We start from the raw sequence: 17,211 nt of genomic DNA on the forward strand, positions 1-17,211 counted from the left end.
TTATGAACGAAATTTTGCTGAGGAATTTACGATCTCTGTAATTCTCACGCCGAAGTTCTCATCGATAACAACAACTTCTCCGCGTGCTACAAGTTTACTATTTACTAATATATCTACTGGCTCCCCAGCCATTTTATCTAATTCTATCACGGAACCCGGTGTCATGTTTAAGATTTCAGAAATACTTTTTCGTGTACGCCCCAACTCTACAGTAACACGCACAGGGATATCTGCTATAAGATCAATATTACCAGACCCCTGCGATCCACCAGATTGACTTAAGGGCATAAACTGTGCAGGTCGGACATCTACTTGTGAAACTGGCTGCGTAGCAGCACTTCGTTGTTTGTTAGCATTGTTCTCCATCGGCTGAACAGGAATTTCAACTTGGCCTTTATTTTGAGCTCTAGATGCAGAAGGAGCCGGTGAGGAATCTTTCTTTTCAGGCTCTGGAGCAGATTTGGCTTTCATAATCTCCAAGGCTTCATCTGCTATTTTATTGACAACGTCCAAAGGAAAGACAACCCAGAGTGGAAAGACTGCGACATCATCAATTTTTATAGACATCTCAACAGACCATATTTTTTCGTCTGGCCCCATCTCCGCAAATGGCAACCACTCTCCGCTTTCTAAAGCAGATTGAACATTATCTGGTAATAGGCGACGACCTCCTAAAATGCCACTCATATTGGTTAGAGATGCCCCTACCATCTGGCTAAGTCCCTCTTGAGCCGCATTGAGGTAGAGCTCACTCGCTTCTTCTGGTAAGTCCTTACCTTCTCCCCCCATCATAAGATCGGCTAAGATCAAAGCCCCTTGTTGGGTCGTTATGAATGTCAACGGCGCATCGCTCATGCCCTGACACGTTATATGAAAAGAAAAGGCAGATTCTCCTGGTTTTAAAACAATATCTTTCTGAGGAATCGTTTCCTGCTTTTTATCAGGAACATTTACATCTCTGCCCGCAAGCATGCCAAAGACATTTGTAATAGCAGTAGCAAAAATGTTTGTTATATCATTAAATATCTGTTGTTGTTCAGAAGATACGCCAGAAAGAGATGATTCTTCCTCTTTCAAAGAATGCCCCTGAAGCAAAGCATTAATTTCATCCTGACTCAACAATTCGTCAATCATCTTTGACTCCTCCCTCATTTTCGGGAATCATCTCGTCGTCATAGAGAACATCTGCTATCTCCGCAGCATAATTGCCTTCAACGGTTCCGGGACGCCCCAGGAATTTAATCATATTCCCTACTCGAATATCTATTCTATCTTCTACAGTCTCATCTAGTTTAATAACATCCCCAGAACGAAGCTGCAATACATCTTCTACACTGAGAATGGTATGTCCAAGTTCTATTGAAAGAGGAATTTTAACGTGCCCAAGATGACGAACAATGGCATCACGAGCTCCTTCTTCTTTTTTACGTCCAGTCGATGCAAACCACTGTTGGGAGCTAAGCTTATCCATAATTGGTTCCATCAGAAAGTAAGGGATACAAATACTGACCATTCCTTCTACATCGGCCACTTTCAATTTCAAAATTACAAGCAACACCATATCAGTACCAGGACATATTTGGACAAAAAATGGGTTACTTTCCATATTTTCAAAACGGAACCGGACATCCACAACAGTACTCCAACTCTCTTCAAGAAGCTCAAGCATTCTCATAATAACCCGCTCTATAACCATCCGTTCAATATCTGTAAGGTCTCGAGCTTTTCCTGAAAATTCACCCTTCCCGCCAAGCATACGATCAATTATGGCAAAAACAAGGTTAGGATTAATTTCAATAAGAGCATTCCCACTGAAAGGATACATCTCTAAGATACCTATAACGGTAGGTTGCACGAGAGAACGAACAAACTCATCATAAGCTAACTGGTCAACAGAAGCCACTTCCGCAGAAACCATGGAACGAACCATCGTCGAAAGTGTTGTTGTTAATTGCCTGGCAAAAGATTCATGGATCATTTGTATAGCTCGAAGCTGGTCTTTGCTGAACTTATCGGGCCTTCTAAAATCGTAAATTTTTATTTTCTTCTCTTCGGACTCCGCATCCATCGAATCGATGTCGAAGCTTCCACTAGAAAGAGCGTCAAGAAGAGAGTCTATTTCATTCTGCGAAAGTACATCTGGGCACATTTTCTGCCACCCCCTAGCCCACTAATTCAACTATTGAAGTACAAAACTTTGGAAAAGAACTCTTTTTACTGGCACCTGCTCTTTAGAAGCGGGAACCATGCTATTTATCGATTGTTTAATTTCCTCTGCCAACTCAAGCACGCCTTCTGCATTTCTAAGTTCTCCAGCTGTTTTCCCTTTTGTTACAAGCAAAATTTCGTTGGTTATACGCATTTTCCAATTCTCTTGCTGTAAAATTTCGAGAGCTTTCGCTCCTGAAGTTTCCAAAGCAACGGAAAAACTTACTATACCGCCATCAAGACCTGAGAGATTTGTAGTAAAATCCCCCATACTACAGATAGGTCCAGGTGTATCTATGGCTTCACCGGAAGCAGATGCTACTGTCGACGAGCGATTCCACATCCGCCCAGCCAACAAACCGCCACCAAAACCAACAGAAAAAGCCATAACCCCTACTATTATAAAGATAAGAACTCTTCTGAACATATGATTTCCTCCCAAAGGTTGTTCTCACAGTCTATTTGGGATACTGTGAAAGAATAACTAGATCAACCCTTCGATTAAGTGCCCGGTGTTCTGGCGTATCATTAGGAACAATAGGGCGAAAAGCACCGTAAGAAACAGCCTGGATTTTTCTGGGGTCTATTCCACCACTTTCTTGTAAATACGAAGCTACCGTTGAAGCTCTAAGAGCGGCAAGTCCCCAATTATTTTTTAAGGGACCACCGCGAAGAGGGACACTATCTGTATGCCCCTCGACAGATAAAGCCGGAACAACATCCTTCAATTGCTGGGCCAACTTGAAAAGAACCCTTTTCCCTTCCGGTTTCATGTCTGTTCGTCCTGTCTCAAAAAGAAGCTGATCAGAAATAGAGACTGTTATACCTCTCTGATCGACTCTGACAACTGTCTGACGCTCTAGACCTTCCTGCTTTAAATAAAGCTTTAAACTTTGGGCAACTTCTTGAATATTAATCGTTGTTCTTTTCGATTCTCCCGCATCCTGATGTTCCATGCCTCCAAAAACGCCACCATTTTCCTGTACTGTTTTGCCGCCTGGTAAAACACCTAAAGCTCCTTGGAAAGAAAGAAGCATCTTTTGAAACTTTTGAACATCTATAGAGGAGAATGAAAAAAGGAAAACAAAGAAAGTCAAGAGCAGAGTAACCATGTCACCATAAGTTGTAAGCCAGTTTCCGCCTCCACTTTCTTCCTGCAATTTCCTTCTACGAGCCATTTACGCTCCACCTTCCCTAGCTTGCTTTTCCTCTTCTTCCAATTTCTCTCGCTGTAAGGGAGGTAAAAAGACTTTCAGCTTTTCCTCAACAATACGAGGATTTTCTCCTGCTTGTATTGCAAGAACGCCCTCTACCATAAGTTCTCTCGCCATCACTTCTTCTGATGACCTTGTCGATAACTTACGAGAAACTGGAATAGCAAAAACATTAGCAATAAAGGAACCATAGAATGTGGTTATAAGAGCTACTGCCATTCCAGGGCCAAGAGCATCGGGGTCGTCAAGGTTACGCAACATAGCGATAAGCCCTATTAACGTCCCCAACATTCCAAAAGCAGGAGCAAGTTCAGCCATTGTGTCGAACATACTCTTATTCGCGACGTGTCGCTCCTCAAGAACTCCTATTTCAGTATCAAGTATAGCCTTAACAAGTTCTGGGTCCGTACCATCGACAACAAGCTGAATTGATTTTTTAAGAAATTCATTGTCAAGCTCTGCTGCATCGCTTTCCAAAGCAAGTAACCCTTCTCTTCTCGCTTTTTCTGCAAAACTTACAATAGTTTGTACGAGAGAAACAAGATCGGGACTTTGAGAAAAAAAGGCACGCCCCAAAATTTTACCTATATTTTTTATCCGTTCTACGGGGTTTGCCATTATTGTGGCGCCTAAGGTGCCGCCAAGAGTTATCAGAAGGGACGGGAAGTTAACAAAAGACATAGGTTCACCGCCTGCAACAATACCCCCAATAACCAAAATAAGTGCTACTGAAAGACCTATTACTGTTGCCAGATCCACAAAAACTCCCCTCCCTAAAACAGCCTAACTACACCAAAGAACTTATTTGTCGTTCTGCTGTTGTGTGATGATAGCGCTCTCAGATTGACAGGAAGAGCGCCAAATACGATTCCTATACTGAACAACTAACTCCACAATCTCTTCCATGTTTTCTCGAACTACATAACGATGGCCATTAAAAAGTTTTATTACTGTGTCTGGTGTCGTTTCCACCGTTTCAATCAAATCCGCATTTAACGTAAAGTGCTCTCCGTTAATTCGTGTGAGAGTGATCATAAGCTGTTTCCTAACGTTTCATATTCACAAGTTCTTCAAGAACTTGATCACTCGTCGTAACGACACGAGCATTCGCCTGGAATCCCCTTTGGGCAATGATAAGACGCACAAATTCTTCGGAAAGGTCTACATTCCCCATTTCAAGAGAACCACCGGATATCTTGCCAGCTCCTCCTTCAAGAGGAGATACCACCTGACCTATACCAGAGTTGGCACTTTCAGCAAATGCAGTATTACCTACTTTTTCAAGACCGCTCGGATTCGCAAAAAGAGCGAGTCCAAGTCGGTAAAGAGAGCGACTTTCGCCATTACTGTAAACACCTACAACAGTTCCATCAGTTCCTACTGCAAAATCGTTTAAAACGCCCATCTCATAGCCATCTCTATAGTAGGCTTTTGTAGTAAAGGCCGATCCGTACTGTGTTACACCTTCAATAGGCTCTTTATCAAACGACTGACCACTGAAATCAAGTTTTATAGAAGAATCTTCTGCTCCCAAAGAACCAAACCCTAAAGACATTGTGGCGTTACTTGACGATCCATCAATTTTACCGTTACTCTGGAAAGAAATAATTCCAGTATTGTTGGTTAATGTAATTCCAGGCTCTGTAGGAAGCCACGCTCTCCAACGCCATTGATTATTCTCTATTTTTTCCCAACTTACCTCTAATGTATGGCTATTCCCCAAACTATCAAAAACATCAAGCTTCGTAGTATGAACACTTGGAATTCGCTGATTAACAGTTGATAATACATCCCCAGAAACAGAATCGCTTCGAATCTCAATACCTTGTCCATTTTCTGAAGGAACAGCAAAAAGAGTCTTTCCTTCAGGGAAGGTTGTTCCCAAAGAATAACCGTTACCAGCCGGGTCAATAAAGATGCCATCATGAGACGTTGTAATTTCTGAAGAGAAACGTGTTACAGCAGAGGGAGTTGCGTTATTATCTCCCCAAAGAACCATTTCTCTGTTTCCACCCTGGCTTCCGAGATCGTTATATTCCACGAGATAATGATGTTCTGTTCCGTTACTTTCAGCAATGCTCACTATATCGTAATCCATCATGGCGCCAAGCTCATATTCCCATGAATCTGTCGCATCTGCCTGATTCGTCATTTTCAATACACCAGAGGCGCTATCAAACGTAACATCGTATGTCTGTCCATCAAGAGTCAACGTTGTGTCTGCCAATTTAGGACGTTTTACGTCTTGATCTACACCATCTATTGCCATCTGTACAGTTTGGTCTCCGACTTTAACTGTGACAAAAGAATTCACATCAGTACCAGAACCAAAGGTGATAGAACGCTCAGCTCCTCCTAAAAGTCCCGTTGCTTTTACTCCATTAGTCAGGAACCCCATGGGCAGGTATGCATCAACTCTGCTATCGAGATTACAGCGGAATCCTGTAAGAGTCGTCGCTTGAGCTGGCAATTTTTGCCCTACAGGAATATTCATATCTACTAGCTGCGTACCTTTAATATACCGAGTAGGATCGTTAGGATCAGTCTCTAATGTATAACCTTTCAACATATACCCAGTTCCAGACTGAACAATGTTCCCATTAGCATCAAGAATAAAATTACCTGCTCTGGAATAAAGAGTTCTGCTTCCATCACCCATGACATAATATCCGTCACCTTGTATAGCCATATCAGTTCTATTGCCCGTATACTGCAACTGTCCTTGGCTATGAATTGTTTCAATAGCCCCAATATTAACGCCAAGACCCACCTGCATAGGATTTATTCCGCCCCTATCGCCCTGTGGAGAAGAAGCTCCACGAGACGTCTGATAGAGCAAATCCTGAAAAGTCACCGTCGATTTTTTAAATCCGGCTGTATTCACATTGGCAATATTGTTACCTACAACATCGAGCAGAGTTTGATGTCCCCGAACTCCACTTACTCCCGTCATAAGGGATCTTAGCATTTCTATTAACCTCCCAACACAGAGAAATGCGCACTCCCTTGCACATGTCAAACCCAACCGTCCCTAGTGGGCTTTTTTCTCTCATAGTTACTATTTCGGAGAATACTTACAAGAACTCAAATTTTTTATGAAACAGAAAGAACTCCTGCCAATTTGATTTGCCCCTCGGGAACCTGAAGAATAACACCCTCTTTATCGTCAAACCAAACAGCCTGAACTTTAGATGTCATAACTTCTCCGTTCTCATCATAGAAACTTACGTTTTTACCAAGATAAGAAACTGCATTCCCTCGATTTACAGTAGCCATTTCGTCTACAACCTTGCCCATATTCGTCAATTTTTCTACTGTAGTAAATTGAGCCATCTGAGCAATGAATTCTCTATCTTGTAAAGGATTCATGGGGTCTTGGTGGGTCAACTGAGTGATCAAGATTTTGAAGAAAGCGTCTTGATCCAATCCTCCATTCGAATCGGTTTTACTTTTCTGTTCTGTCGCGCTTGTGGCAGAAGCTGTTGTAGCAGAGCCTGTTACTGAATAATCGGTACTTTGTACAAACATTTTCTCCCTCCTATCCTATGCCATCCAAACGAGTAAGCCTTGCTCTAGGTCAAGACGAAAAGCAAGAGGTTCTTCAGTTTCGTCTAAAGCATCCATCGCTACTTTTATTCCTCGCCGTTTATTCTGTTGGTTTTGTCCACTATGTTCATTCTCTTTTCGAACATCCACAGAGCAATCGGCTAAAACAAGTCCTTGCTGCGAAAAGGCACTTCGAAGCGCTGGTAACTGTTCTTGCACAATATGCCTTAAAGATTCGGAACTCACACGAAGAAACGCCTCAACCCCTCGTTGAGAAGAGAGCAGTTCCACGTCTACCCTGCCAAGAGCTGGTGGCTCAATAACGACCTTGGCTTTTGTTTCTCCTCTCGTATGAAGGAACCTTAATACATGCGTCATTCCTGTCTGTATTTGTTCCCCTTGATTTGTGCCAACATATACACCTCTTTGAAATGCTTGAGGAACTGTATTCATACGATTTAAATCCGATTTTTCTTTAACTATATTTTGAGCCATCACTTCATGAAAAGGATGCTGCGACACTGAAGTATTTGTCTTATCCTTTTCTATTCCCCCTTTATGTGGAACATCTACATCTTGTGATTCTTTATGTAAATCTAAGGAATCACTCTGCGTATTTCCCATGTCAGTTTGTTGAGAAACGCTTTTATCTGAAGTTATTATTTCCTGCGGAGGCAACACATTATCTTCAATCTCTCGTTTTACATGAGAAAACGATTTTTCAATATTTGGGATAGAATCACCAACAACAGAAATTTTATCTAAAGGAAACTTCTCCTCTTTCGGACCTTGCACTTCTCCTTTATCGTGGTTACGTACAAAACCTTTTATAAGCGGCTTTTCCTCTTCTTTTTCACTCGATACTTTTTTATCCTTATTATTAACGTTAATGCTGCCTTTTAAAACCTCAATCTCTGCAGCTTTTTCCTCATCAATTGTTATTTCTTCAAGCAACCCTGAACCTTTTTCTTCCAATTGATCCATTTCTTTCTGTGGCAAAAGTTCTGAAGGATTTTGCTGCAAATTCTCCTCTTTTTTCGCTTTTTCAGTTGTCATGCTATCAACAAAAGTTGCTGTTTCACTTTCCGCCTCGGTTTTCGTTAATAAAATATTCACTAAAGGCGGACACGTTGCATATAAAGAAGATAAAGATAACGATTGTTCCCTCTCCTTTTTATCTGATTTATCTGATTTGTCTGATTTATCTGAGGCTATCAAATTAAGGTTAGAAAGAGAATCTTTTTCTGTCTCTCCTGATACGTTTTCTGACAGAGCTGCAACAAGAGTTGCAAAATCCAACTCAGTAGTTACTTTCATATCAGGTTGAAGGGTATTATTCGGCTCGGTAAGAAGCTCCCCCATTGAAATAACTGAAAAAAAATCACCTTGCATCCCCATCTCACCTATCTTTCTGAAGTGCAAGCTGTTCCGTCAGCAAGGCTGCCCGTCCTGGGTCCATACGTCCTAATATAGATGCAACACTATCTTCAGGCATTTTCAAAAGTAGTTTCACTGCCAATTTCTGATCTAACTGCTCAATGATAGATGCAGCCCGACGCGACGACATTTCCTGAAAAGTCTGAACTAACGCTTGTAAAGACTCTTCGTTTTGAACTTTGCTATCATTAGAATCCTTTTCCAAGGCCTGGATTTCAGTTTCCTTCACAAGAAGAGCATCTTTTCTAGAGACAAGGTCTTGAGAAAGAACTTCAAGATTATGCTCTTTTTCATTAAGTTCATTTTCTTTTTTACTCAAGCGGCTTGCCCACTCTTCTAACTCTTGTTGTCGGCGATCGGCTGGAGAGAGAGTCTCGCTTTTAATTATGCCTAATTTTTCCGCAAAGGGGCGAATATCCCAAACCCCACCTAAATGGAGTCCTAAAACTACGCCAGCCCCTATAATGAGCAAAACAAAAAAAAGGCCCAATCTACGCCTCAGTCTACTCCCCTTTTTACGTGGAGAGACGGGCCGGGATGAGCCCTGATTTTCCTGTAACTCCCGTTCTGTATCCTCTGCCCATAAATTATCGTCAGGCATAGTTCTATTCGCTCCCTATATTTCGCTTATATTCTGCTAAAACGTTTTGAACATATTGCTGCGTTTCAGGGAAGGGCGGAATACCTCCGTAGGAATCAACCCGAGAAGGCCCCGCATTATATGCTGCAAGAGCCTGCTCTAAATCCCCCTTATATTTATCGGACAAAAAGGCCAGATATTTTACACCGCCCTCTATATTTTCGTCGGGATTATAAGGATTATTAACCCCCAACATACGCGCCGTTCCCGGCATCAATTGCATAAGCCCCATAGCCCCCTTAGGAGAAACAGCATCTGTTTTCCCCCCAGATTCCATCTTTATTACGGCACGAATAAGGTTTTCATCCACATTGTAATTTTTAGCATGGCGCTTTATGATCGAATTTAAAGAAACATTTTCTGAGGTAGGAATTTTGCTGTTTTCTTTTTCTGGCAAAACGTTCACATCAAGGCTAGATTCTCTTTCTACACGCGACAAGACATCAACAAATCGTTCTCTCTTTTTTTCTTGTTTAGGCGCTTCATTCGGGCAGAAGCGCTCCTGAATCTCATTTATACGTTTTATAACTCGTTCCAATCCTACTCTTTTTGCCTGCAAAAGATTTCACTCCCCAGACTTATTCTCGAATCGTATCGTAGCTATATCGTCAAGTTCTTCTTGCTCCATTCGTGACACGACTTGGTTATACTCATCTTTCATCTTACCAAGATATGTCTCCATAACCTTTACGTCTTTATGTTTCTGAAGAAGACGTTCTTCTGATTGACGAATAGCATACTGTATCTGTAACAATGCCTCGTGCGCTTCGTCTAATTTTCTTTCGATACAATCAATGGATTTTCGTCTATACCACATATCCTGAGGGGAAAAAAGACAGTTATCCTGCGTACTGAAAACATGTAATGCTTGTTGTTTTTCTTCTTGCAATCCATTCATTAAGGAAACAATATTTTGCTCATAATTACGCTTTTCACTTAAAAGTAAGCGTTCTTCATTTCTTACCTTTTCTCGTGTCGACAAAATCTTTTGGAAGCGTTTTATACGTTCAATCATGAATTACCCCTCTGCCTCCTTTTAACCTACCTTTATATATCTTCGGCAAATGGAGCCAATGTCATAAGACTTGATTCTGTCTCTTCAAAAGTATATTTTTCGTCAGTCGACTGGCAAAGAAAAGCATGTATATCTTCTATATGACTTAAGGCCCAATCAATCTTACGGTTAGAGCCCTCTTTATATGCCCCAATATTGACCAAATCTTCCGCTTCTCGATGAACAGCTATAGCTTCTCGTATTCTGGAAACAGCCTTTAAATGTTCTTTGGAAACAACAGAAGGCATAACTCGACTCACACTGTTCAGAATATCAATAGCAGGGTAAAAATTTTTCGAAGCTATCTTTCGAGAAAGCACAACGTGTCCATCAAGAATACCCCGCACGGTATCAGCGACAGGCTCATTCATATCGTCACCTTCAACAAGAACGGTATAAATACCGGTAATGCTTCCACGCTCTCCGGCGCCAGCTCTTTCCAATAACCGAGGAAGAGCCTCAAAAACAGAAGGAGTATATCCTCGGGTTGTAGGCGGCTCTCCTATAGCTAAACCTACTTCTCGCTGAGCTCTGGCTACTCGAGTTACAGAATCCATCATCAAAAGCACATTTTTACCTTGATCTCGAAAATATTCCGCTATTGCTGTAGCTGTCAAGGCCGCTTTTAAGCGTATGAGAGGCGGTTGATCTGACGTTGCAACAACAAGCACTGAACGTTCCATACCTTGCGCGCCAAGATCATGATCTATAAACTCTCTAACTTCTCGTCCTCGTTCTCCAACAAGAGCAATAACATTTATGTCTGCTTCCGTATTTCTGGCCATCATTCCCAGAAGAGTACTTTTTCCCACGCCGGAACCGGCAAAAATTCCGATTCGCTGCCCAGTACCCAATGTTAAAATACCATCTATTGCCTTTACTCCTACAGAAAGATGGGAGGAAATCATCTGTCTTCGTAACGGATGAGGCGGATCTGCATAAAGAGGGTAAAAATCTGAAGCAATAATAGGTCCCTTATCATCCATAGGCTGCCCTAAGCCATCAAGAACCCTACCAAGGAGGTTACGACCTACATGCACTCCCAGAGGACGTTCCATAGAGACAACGTCACATCCAGGCCCAACATCTTTTAAGCTCCCTAAAGGCATTAAAAGAACTCTATCTTCTCTGAAGCCGACAACTTCCGCCTTTAACGGAGGAGAGTCGCCGCGAAAGCGTATCTGGCATAAATCTCCAACTCGAACATCAGGACCTTGAGATTCCACAACGAGCCCCACAACTTGTACCACTCGACCGTTAATTTTTATTAATTGATTTCTAGAAAGTCGGGCCTCTAAAACATCCCATAGAAGCTCCCTACTCTTTTCGGAGTTCAAGAGCAGAAGCCTCCTCTAAGAAAAGCTGGTCTATTTCCTTTTCGATCTGTTCAAACTGAGTTTTCCAACGAGCATCGTAAACCCCAAGATTTGTTTCTACAATGCAACTTCCCTTATCCACATGATCATCAACATGTATATCTAAAACCTTTACACCTCGTAAAAGATCGGCATAGGTGCTTTTTTGATTTTTCACACTTTCAACATCTTCAGGGTTAAGATATATAACAATTTTTTCTTTATCACTAACTCTTGTTAAAATACTTTCTAAAATACGTATTACGGTATTCTGATCAATGGAAACCTCTTTTTTAAGCAATCTCTCCAAAAGGCATTTCCACAAACGCATCATATAAGGCAAATTAAGTTCAGCGAGAGAAGATTTTTCTTTCACAACAGTAGCATGAATATTGTCAAACGTAGCCAAAAGCCCGGAGAAGCGCTCTGAATATTCCTGCTCCACCTCGTCTCGGGCCGCTTTTAGTCCTTCGGAATGCCCTTCTATTTGGCCGGCATCATATCCTTCTTTTTTAGCTTGTAAAAAAAGAGATTCTTTTTCTTTGTTCAAGTCACAGACAGCCCGCTGATATTCTTCATCTACCTGTTTTTTATGGGCTAAAAAATCGTTTTCGAGAACGCGATTACGCTGAAGGGCTTCTTTCAATTCTTCTTCTAGTTGGGAAGCATAATTCTGAAGGTTTGCTAATTCTTTTTGGAGAAGTTCAGACTGATCTTTGTCTAAAGAGCACACAGCAGCTGTTTCGTCCTGAGCCAAAGCTTCTCGGGAAACTTTCCCGTCATTAGCTGAAGCTCCTATACGTACAGCTTCAGGAAGAACACGAACTGCTCTAATAATATTGTGACGCACAAACTTAGACAACCAGCTCTTCCTCTCCTCCGCGTGATATGACTATTTCTCCTACATCCTCAAGGGCTCGAATAACGTTAACAATCTTCTGTTGCGATTCTTCAACATCACGTACACGTACAGGCCCCATAAATTCCATATCTTCATTCAACATCTCAGCAGCACGCTTTGACATATTTTTAAAGAACTTAGACCGAAGATCCTCTGTAGCCCCCTTCAGAGCCAGAGCAAGCTCTTTCATCTCAACTTCACGCAAGACACGCTGTAAAGAACGATCGTCCATTTTGAGTATATCTTCGAATACAAAGAGTCTCCTCTTGATTTCCTCGGCTAATTCCGGATCATTTTCTTCTAAGTGTTCCATAATATTTCTCTCAGTTCCACGATCAGCATTATTAATAATGTTCACTATGGCATCGATGCCACCAGCCAAGGTAAAGTCTTGCCCCATGACAGTGCTTAACTTCCTTTCTAGAACTCTTTCTACCTCACGTAATACCTCAGGTGTAATACGATCCATTTTGGCAATACGTTTCGCCACTTCAGCCTGCATAATTGCCGGAAGGCCACCGATAACCTGAGCCGATTGCTCTGGTTCAAGATACGAAAGAATCAACGCTATCGTCTGAGGATGTTCGCCCTGAATAAAACTTAATAACTGCTGAGGATCTGAATGTCTCATAAAATCGAAGGGACGAACCTGCAAACTCGCCGTTATACGAGCAAGAAGGTTTTGAGCACGCTCAGGTCCCAAAGCTCGCTCCAGTATATCCCGAGCGTAATCAACTCCACCACGAGCCATATACTCGCGAGCAAGAAGCATCTCTTGCGCATCCTTCAATACTTCTAATTTTTGTTCAGGAGATATTTTCTGAAGATTGGCTATCTCAAGCGTTATTATTTCGATGGTCGCCTCATCAAAATGTTTGTAAAGTTCAGCTGCGACTTCATTCCCCAAAGCAACAAGCAAAATCGCCGCTTTTTCTTTTCCCTGCAATCCACGAGAGCCAGAACTACGCGCCATATTTTATCTCCTGTCTTTTACATATCTTCTGAAATCCATTCCTGAAGAAGATTTGCAACTTCTTCAGGCTTACTTTTCGCATAAGCCCGTAATTGTTCTTCCAATATAGCCAATTCTCCCTGAGATTCAAGAAGTTCAGGGGAGCTAAGAATATCCTGTATAGACGGCATTGCCTTTCCTGCTTCAGTACCAGTCGTAATTTTCTTTTCCTTTCCTTCTTTTCTGCGACGAACCCACCATAGAGCTCCGAGAGAAAGCAGAAGCAAAAGTGCCGCTAAACCAATAAGAAGAAAAATAAGCTGTGTACGACGTTCTCGCTGAAGCTGTTCCTTAAGAGAATCTGCAAGTGTCGTTGAGAATTTCATTCCCTGTATTGCCAATTCGTCACCACGCTCAGCCCTAAAACCTAAAGCCGGCGCTACAATGGCATTCAATTCTTTTAATCTTGTCTCATCCAGGTCAGCATCAACTAAAACAGAAGCTGTCAGTCGTCTGATGCCACCTGGTGTATCTATTTTTTCTCCTTCTCGTGTTGTTATCTCGTAGTTACTAACAACGTCACTCTTATTATATTCATTCATACCAGTGTTAGGAGCACCTATTGCATACCCTGGAATATTCGTCGTCGTTCCGGGAGCGCCCCCTACTGGAGTACCACTACCAGTAAAGCTCTCTTCCATATTTTGCTGACTTCTTAAAACACCTTTTCCAGACGCAAAAGGAACATATTCCTTATAACGACTTTGTTTCTTGTCAAAATCAAGCTCTACTTTCACACGAACCACGACATGGCCTGGGCCATAAACTCGTTCGAGCATTTGCCTGACCTTACTCTCTAGTTCTCGTTCCTGCTGCCTTTCCAGTTCTCGCTGTACAGAAGAAACAGTCTGTCCATCTCCATGGCTATATACCAAGAGCTCCTGATCAAGCATATCAGAAAGAACCTTACCACTCGTATCAACGACGGTTACATAATCAGGGGCAAGACCTTCTACACTATGAGAAACAAGATGAATAATGGCTTTTATCTGAGAGGGACCTATCTCCTGCCCTGCCTTCAAACGAATAAGTACAGAAGCTGTAGAAGGTTGCTGCTGTTCTAAAAAAAGGTGTTTTTCGGGAAGAACGATATTTACCTTGGCATAATCTATAGCTTCAATCTGACTTATTGTTCTTGCAAGTTCTCCCTCCAAGGCTCTTAAAAAAGTCACCTTTTGTTGAAACTCGTTCATCCCCATTTTAGTATCGTCGAAAAGTTCTAAACCTACATTGCCACCTTTGGGAAGTCCTTCCTGCGCTAAAGTAAGACGAACCTCATAGACTTGATCTCGAGGAATCAAAACAGCGTGAGCAGCAGGATCGATCCGATAGGGAATTTTATTCTCCTTCAGATAAGAAACGATGGCGGCTTCATCAGAAACCTCCAACTGTGCAAAAAGAGGCTCATAGGAGGGCTTTCCTCCCCATAAGACAAGCAAAACAAGAGCTGCTGCAACCAAAACAGCGGCCCCGACAAGTGACCATCGTTGCCATTGACGCAACGATAACCAAAACGCACTAATTTTTTCTTTTAACTGAGTTAATCCATTCATATTAAATTAAGAAAAGGATAAAAAAATCAAACAGGCATACGCGCAAGTTGCTGATATGCATCCACAAGCTTATTACGCACTTCTGTAATCATTCGAAGTGCAAGCTCAGCTCTTTGAACCGACAAAACCACAGTCGATATATCATCTACTTCTCCGACCGCCAATTTCTGAACCATCATATCAGATTCTTGTTGTAAATTATTAACATTAACAAAAGATTGGGAGAGAATCGACTCGAAAGAAGGACTATGGTGTATAAGATCTGTTTTCTCCTGCATCGTCTGTTTCATTTTATTCTTCGGAGTAAGCTGACTGAGATCAAGTTTTACAGGATCCATATTATCTCTCCTTCAGTAATAAAAGCAAATATCAAATTTGTTATCAATAAGTTTAATTTTAACACATCTGTGTAACAACAATGATAAAAAAGGGGACACTTTACAGTGTCCCCTGAAGGAAGTCATATAGGCAAAAGGGCTCATATTTCAATGTATGCCATATTACCCTCGTAAGATCTCAAGAGCTCCATTCCACATACCTCTTGCTGCATCTGCAATAGCGAGGTTTGCTTCATAAGCACGGCTAGCCGTCATCATGTCAGCCATCTCGCGAACAACATTAACATTAGGGAAAGAAACATACCCCTGGGCATCTGCATCGGGATGATCGGGTTGATAGACCCGACGGGAAGGCTGAGAGTCTTCAGCAATATCAACAACTCTAACCCCACCTCCACACTGGCGCCCTTCTTCAGTTGCTAAAATTTCTGAAAAGACAGGAGTTTTTCGAACGTAAGGACCACCTGTATCAGTTCTTGTAGTATTTACATTCGCTAAATTAGATGCAACAGTATCCATCCATAGCCTGTGTGCGGTAAGGGAACTCCCCGCTATATCAATTGTACGAAAAACTCGCATTAGCGTCCTCCTATGACAAGACGGTACATGGAACTTTTCTTGCCTATCAATCGTGTCATTGACTGATAAGCTAAACGAGTCTCCATCATCTTAGCCATCTCTATCTCTAAATCTACGTTATTTCCGTCAAACCGCACTTTCTCGTCATAAATTCTTTTTTCCGATGGAACAACTTTATCTACCGTAGCCGGAACAGAGACAATATGAGAAGGTTGCGTAACCTTTAAAGGTAATTTATCGGGTCCTAGAACAACGCTTCTTAGCTCTTCTTCAAAAGAGACCTCTTTTCTCCCATATCCTGGAGTGTTAGCATTAGCAAGATTTGACCCCACCGCTTGAAAACGCTGAGATAGACCTTCCAAATCTTTTTCTGCAACTTTCCACGCTCGATCAACAATCATTGCTTTCACCCCTTCGTGTTACATATCGGTAGAAGTAATTCTTTTCTTAAATAGAATATATAAAAAAGTGAAGCTGTCCTTCATGGCAGCTTCACTTTTACTCAGCAATATTAATGTTTTAAAGTTACATGCTCTGAGGAAGAACCATTCCTAACTCCTCAATAAAGAGGGGGCTTAAAATCTTTATAAAGGTTCCTTTCATGCCAAGGCTTCTACTTTCTATAATACCTGCGCTCTCTAGTTTTCTAAGAGCATTGACAATAACACTCCGTGTTACGCCTACTCGATCTGCAACCTTACTGGCAATAACTACGCCCTCATAAGCGCCTAATTCAGCTATGATATGTTTTACTGACTCTACTTCAGAGTAGGAAAGTGCACGCATGGCCATTTGAACGACAAGACGCTCTCTGGCACGCTCTTCTATACTGCGGGTTCTGTCATGTAAAATTTCAATTCCAACGAGAGTTGCAAGATACTCAGCTAAAATAAGATCTTTCATATAAAAAGGATCAAAGAATCTCACAAGAAGTAACGTTCCTAAACGCTCAGCAGCGCTATATATAGGAACGTACAGCATGTGTTTCTCTGGAGCGCCTTCAGCGTTTTCTTCATCATCAAAGAGATAGCCATCTGTTTCGCTCAAAATGGACTCTCTGTGCTGATTCATTTTCTCAACAAAATTCTCGGGCATATACCCTCTCTCCAAGAAATTAGCTACTGCTTCCGAGTGGTATTCACTAATCCATGAATAGCCAAGAATTTTGCCCTCTCTGTTGATAATATAGACATTCGCTGTGGAAAATTCACAAAGAAGTTTAGCAAGCTTGTTATAATCAGGTTTAGTTCCTTCTCTGCGGTTCTGAAGCGCTCTGCCTACTTGACGAGTTTTATCGAGTAAATCTTTCATTGCTGGATCTTCCACTATAACAGGATTACTATCTGTTATTTTCTTTTCTCCTTTAGTCATTTC

General features: G+C 41.7%; 20 protein-coding genes. All 20 read right to left on the reverse strand.

Annotation, left to right across the window (positions count from 1 at the left end):
* The 20 genes from fliY to codY all read right to left on the reverse strand — a co-directional run bounded on the left by fliY (position 1) and on the right by codY (position 17,208).
* Positions 1-1,134 (reverse strand): flagellar motor switch phosphatase FliY, encoded by a 1,134-nt coding sequence (gene fliY / locus VB083_RS01475; protein ID WP_213695748.1) that lies wholly within the window; start codon positions 1,132-1,134, stop codon positions 1-3.
* Entirely contained in the window at positions 1,127-2,149 is a 1,023-nt protein-coding gene (gene fliM / locus VB083_RS01480) for a flagellar motor switch protein FliM (RefSeq protein ID WP_213691067.1), read from the reverse strand. Before fliM ends, fliY begins: the two co-directional genes overlap by 8 nt.
* A gap of 30 nt (positions 2,150-2,179) precedes the next feature.
* Positions 2,180-2,635: a flagellar basal body-associated FliL family protein gene (locus VB083_RS01485; protein ID WP_213691068.1), complete on the reverse strand. Its 456-nt coding sequence runs from the start codon at positions 2,633-2,635 to the stop codon at positions 2,180-2,182.
* 31 nt (positions 2,636-2,666) lie between these two features.
* Positions 2,667-3,386: an OmpA/MotB family protein gene (locus VB083_RS01490; protein WP_213691069.1), complete on the reverse strand. Its 720-nt coding sequence runs from the start codon at positions 3,384-3,386 to the stop codon at positions 2,667-2,669.
* On the reverse strand, positions 3,387-4,181 hold the full coding sequence (locus VB083_RS01495) for a motility protein A (RefSeq protein WP_213691070.1): 795 nt from the start codon (positions 4,179-4,181) through the stop codon (positions 3,387-3,389).
* Positions 4,182-4,223: 42 nt separating this feature from the next.
* Positions 4,224-4,457 (reverse strand): flagellar FlbD family protein, encoded by a 234-nt coding sequence (locus VB083_RS01500; protein ID WP_213695750.1) that lies wholly within the window; start codon positions 4,455-4,457, stop codon positions 4,224-4,226.
* 10 nt (positions 4,458-4,467) lie between these two features.
* Positions 4,468-6,390, reverse strand: a complete 1,923-nt coding sequence (locus tag VB083_RS01505) for a flagellar hook protein FlgE (protein WP_213691072.1) — start codon at positions 6,388-6,390, stop codon at positions 4,468-4,470.
* A 125-nt stretch (positions 6,391-6,515) separates the two neighbouring features.
* On the reverse strand, positions 6,516-6,950 hold the full coding sequence (locus VB083_RS01510) for a flagellar hook capping FlgD N-terminal domain-containing protein (RefSeq protein ID WP_213691073.1): 435 nt from the start codon (positions 6,948-6,950) through the stop codon (positions 6,516-6,518).
* Between the two features lie 15 nt (positions 6,951-6,965).
* Entirely contained in the window at positions 6,966-8,360 is a 1,395-nt protein-coding gene (locus tag VB083_RS01515) for a flagellar hook-length control protein FliK (RefSeq protein ID WP_323401626.1), read from the reverse strand.
* Positions 8,361-8,367: 7 nt separating this feature from the next.
* The gene (locus tag VB083_RS01520; protein ID WP_213691075.1) at positions 8,368-9,006 is read right to left on the reverse strand and encodes a MotE family protein; all 639 of its coding nucleotides are present in this window, start codon (positions 9,004-9,006) and stop codon (positions 8,368-8,370) included.
* Positions 9,007-9,010: 4 nt separating this feature from the next.
* A complete protein-coding gene (locus VB083_RS01525) occupies positions 9,011-9,604 on the reverse strand; it encodes a lytic transglycosylase domain-containing protein (protein ID WP_307879817.1) in 594 nt (197 codons plus the stop codon).
* Between the two features lie 6 nt (positions 9,605-9,610).
* On the reverse strand, positions 9,611-10,060 hold the full coding sequence (locus VB083_RS01530; RefSeq protein WP_213695752.1) for a flagellar export protein FliJ: 450 nt from the start codon (positions 10,058-10,060) through the stop codon (positions 9,611-9,613).
* A gap of 32 nt (positions 10,061-10,092) precedes the next feature.
* Positions 10,093-11,436, reverse strand: coding sequence for a flagellar protein export ATPase FliI (fliI, locus tag VB083_RS01535; RefSeq protein ID WP_213695753.1), 1,344 nt, complete (start codon positions 11,434-11,436; stop codon positions 10,093-10,095).
* Positions 11,417-12,316 (reverse strand): FliH/SctL family protein, encoded by a 900-nt coding sequence (locus VB083_RS01540; RefSeq protein ID WP_323401627.1) that lies wholly within the window; start codon positions 12,314-12,316, stop codon positions 11,417-11,419. Before VB083_RS01540 ends, fliI begins: the two co-directional genes overlap by 20 nt.
* Complete coding sequence (gene fliG / locus VB083_RS01545; protein WP_213691079.1) at positions 12,309-13,328, reverse strand: flagellar motor switch protein FliG; 1,020 nt, start codon at positions 13,326-13,328, stop codon at positions 12,309-12,311. The genes VB083_RS01540 and fliG overlap by 8 nt, the downstream gene beginning before the upstream one ends.
* 17 nt (positions 13,329-13,345) lie before the next feature.
* Positions 13,346-14,920, reverse strand: coding sequence for a flagellar basal-body MS-ring/collar protein FliF (fliF, locus tag VB083_RS01550; RefSeq protein ID WP_213699242.1), 1,575 nt, complete (start codon positions 14,918-14,920; stop codon positions 13,346-13,348).
* 26 nt (positions 14,921-14,946) lie between these two features.
* Positions 14,947-15,258: a flagellar hook-basal body complex protein FliE gene (fliE, locus tag VB083_RS01555; protein ID WP_213690397.1), complete on the reverse strand. Its 312-nt coding sequence runs from the start codon at positions 15,256-15,258 to the stop codon at positions 14,947-14,949.
* A gap of 162 nt (positions 15,259-15,420) precedes the next feature.
* On the reverse strand, positions 15,421-15,837 hold the full coding sequence (gene flgC / locus VB083_RS01560; RefSeq protein WP_213690396.1) for a flagellar basal body rod protein FlgC: 417 nt from the start codon (positions 15,835-15,837) through the stop codon (positions 15,421-15,423).
* The gene (gene flgB / locus VB083_RS01565) at positions 15,837-16,238 is read right to left on the reverse strand and encodes a flagellar basal body rod protein FlgB (RefSeq protein WP_213690395.1); all 402 of its coding nucleotides are present in this window, start codon (positions 16,236-16,238) and stop codon (positions 15,837-15,839) included. Before flgB ends, flgC begins: the two co-directional genes overlap by 1 nt.
* A 124-nt stretch (positions 16,239-16,362) precedes the next feature.
* A complete protein-coding gene (codY, locus tag VB083_RS01570; RefSeq protein ID WP_323401628.1) occupies positions 16,363-17,208 on the reverse strand; it encodes a GTP-sensing pleiotropic transcriptional regulator CodY in 846 nt (281 codons plus the stop codon).
* Between the last annotated feature and the right edge of the window lie 3 nt (positions 17,209-17,211).

This window comes from Aminobacterium sp. (assembly GCF_034926885.1).
Taxonomy (GTDB): domain Bacteria; phylum Synergistota; class Synergistia; order Synergistales; family Aminobacteriaceae; genus Aminobacterium.

Excerpts from the sequence above, each read along its gene's own strand:
- fliY (WP_213695748.1), bottom strand. The coding sequence starts at position 1,134 with ATGATTGACGAATTGTTGAGTCAGGATGAAATTAATGCTTTGCTTCAG.
- fliM (WP_213691067.1), bottom strand. The coding sequence starts at position 2,149 with ATGTGCCCAGATGTACTTTCGCAGAATGAAATAGACTCTCTTCTTGAC.
- VB083_RS01485 (WP_213691068.1), bottom strand. The coding sequence starts at position 2,635 with ATGTTCAGAAGAGTTCTTATCTTTATAATAGTAGGGGTTATGGCTTTT.
- VB083_RS01490 (WP_213691069.1), bottom strand. The coding sequence starts at position 3,386 with ATGGCTCGTAGAAGGAAATTGCAGGAAGAAAGTGGAGGCGGAAACTGG.
- VB083_RS01500 (WP_213695750.1), bottom strand. The coding sequence starts at position 4,457 with ATGATCACTCTCACACGAATTAACGGAGAGCACTTTACGTTAAATGCG.
- VB083_RS01505 (WP_213691072.1), bottom strand. The coding sequence starts at position 6,390 with ATGCTAAGATCCCTTATGACGGGAGTAAGTGGAGTTCGGGGACATCAA.
- VB083_RS01510 (WP_213691073.1), bottom strand. The coding sequence starts at position 6,950 with ATGTTTGTACAAAGTACCGATTATTCAGTAACAGGCTCTGCTACAACA.
- VB083_RS01515 (WP_323401626.1), bottom strand. The coding sequence starts at position 8,360 with ATGCAAGGTGATTTTTTTTCAGTTATTTCAATGGGGGAGCTTCTTACC.
- VB083_RS01520 (WP_213691075.1), bottom strand. The coding sequence starts at position 9,006 with ATGCCTGACGATAATTTATGGGCAGAGGATACAGAACGGGAGTTACAG.
- VB083_RS01530 (WP_213695752.1), bottom strand. The coding sequence starts at position 10,060 with ATGATTGAACGTATAAAACGCTTCCAAAAGATTTTGTCGACACGAGAA.
- fliG (WP_213691079.1), bottom strand. The coding sequence starts at position 13,328 with ATGGCGCGTAGTTCTGGCTCTCGTGGATTGCAGGGAAAAGAAAAAGCG.
- fliF (WP_213699242.1), bottom strand. The coding sequence starts at position 14,920 with ATGAATGGATTAACTCAGTTAAAAGAAAAAATTAGTGCGTTTTGGTTA.
- fliE (WP_213690397.1), bottom strand. The coding sequence starts at position 15,258 with ATGGATCCTGTAAAACTTGATCTCAGTCAGCTTACTCCGAAGAATAAA.
- flgC (WP_213690396.1), bottom strand. The coding sequence starts at position 15,837 with ATGCGAGTTTTTCGTACAATTGATATAGCGGGGAGTTCCCTTACCGCA.
- flgB (WP_213690395.1), bottom strand. The coding sequence starts at position 16,238 with ATGATTGTTGATCGAGCGTGGAAAGTTGCAGAAAAAGATTTGGAAGGT.
- codY (WP_323401628.1), bottom strand. The coding sequence starts at position 17,208 with ATGACTAAAGGAGAAAAGAAAATAACAGATAGTAATCCTGTTATAGTG.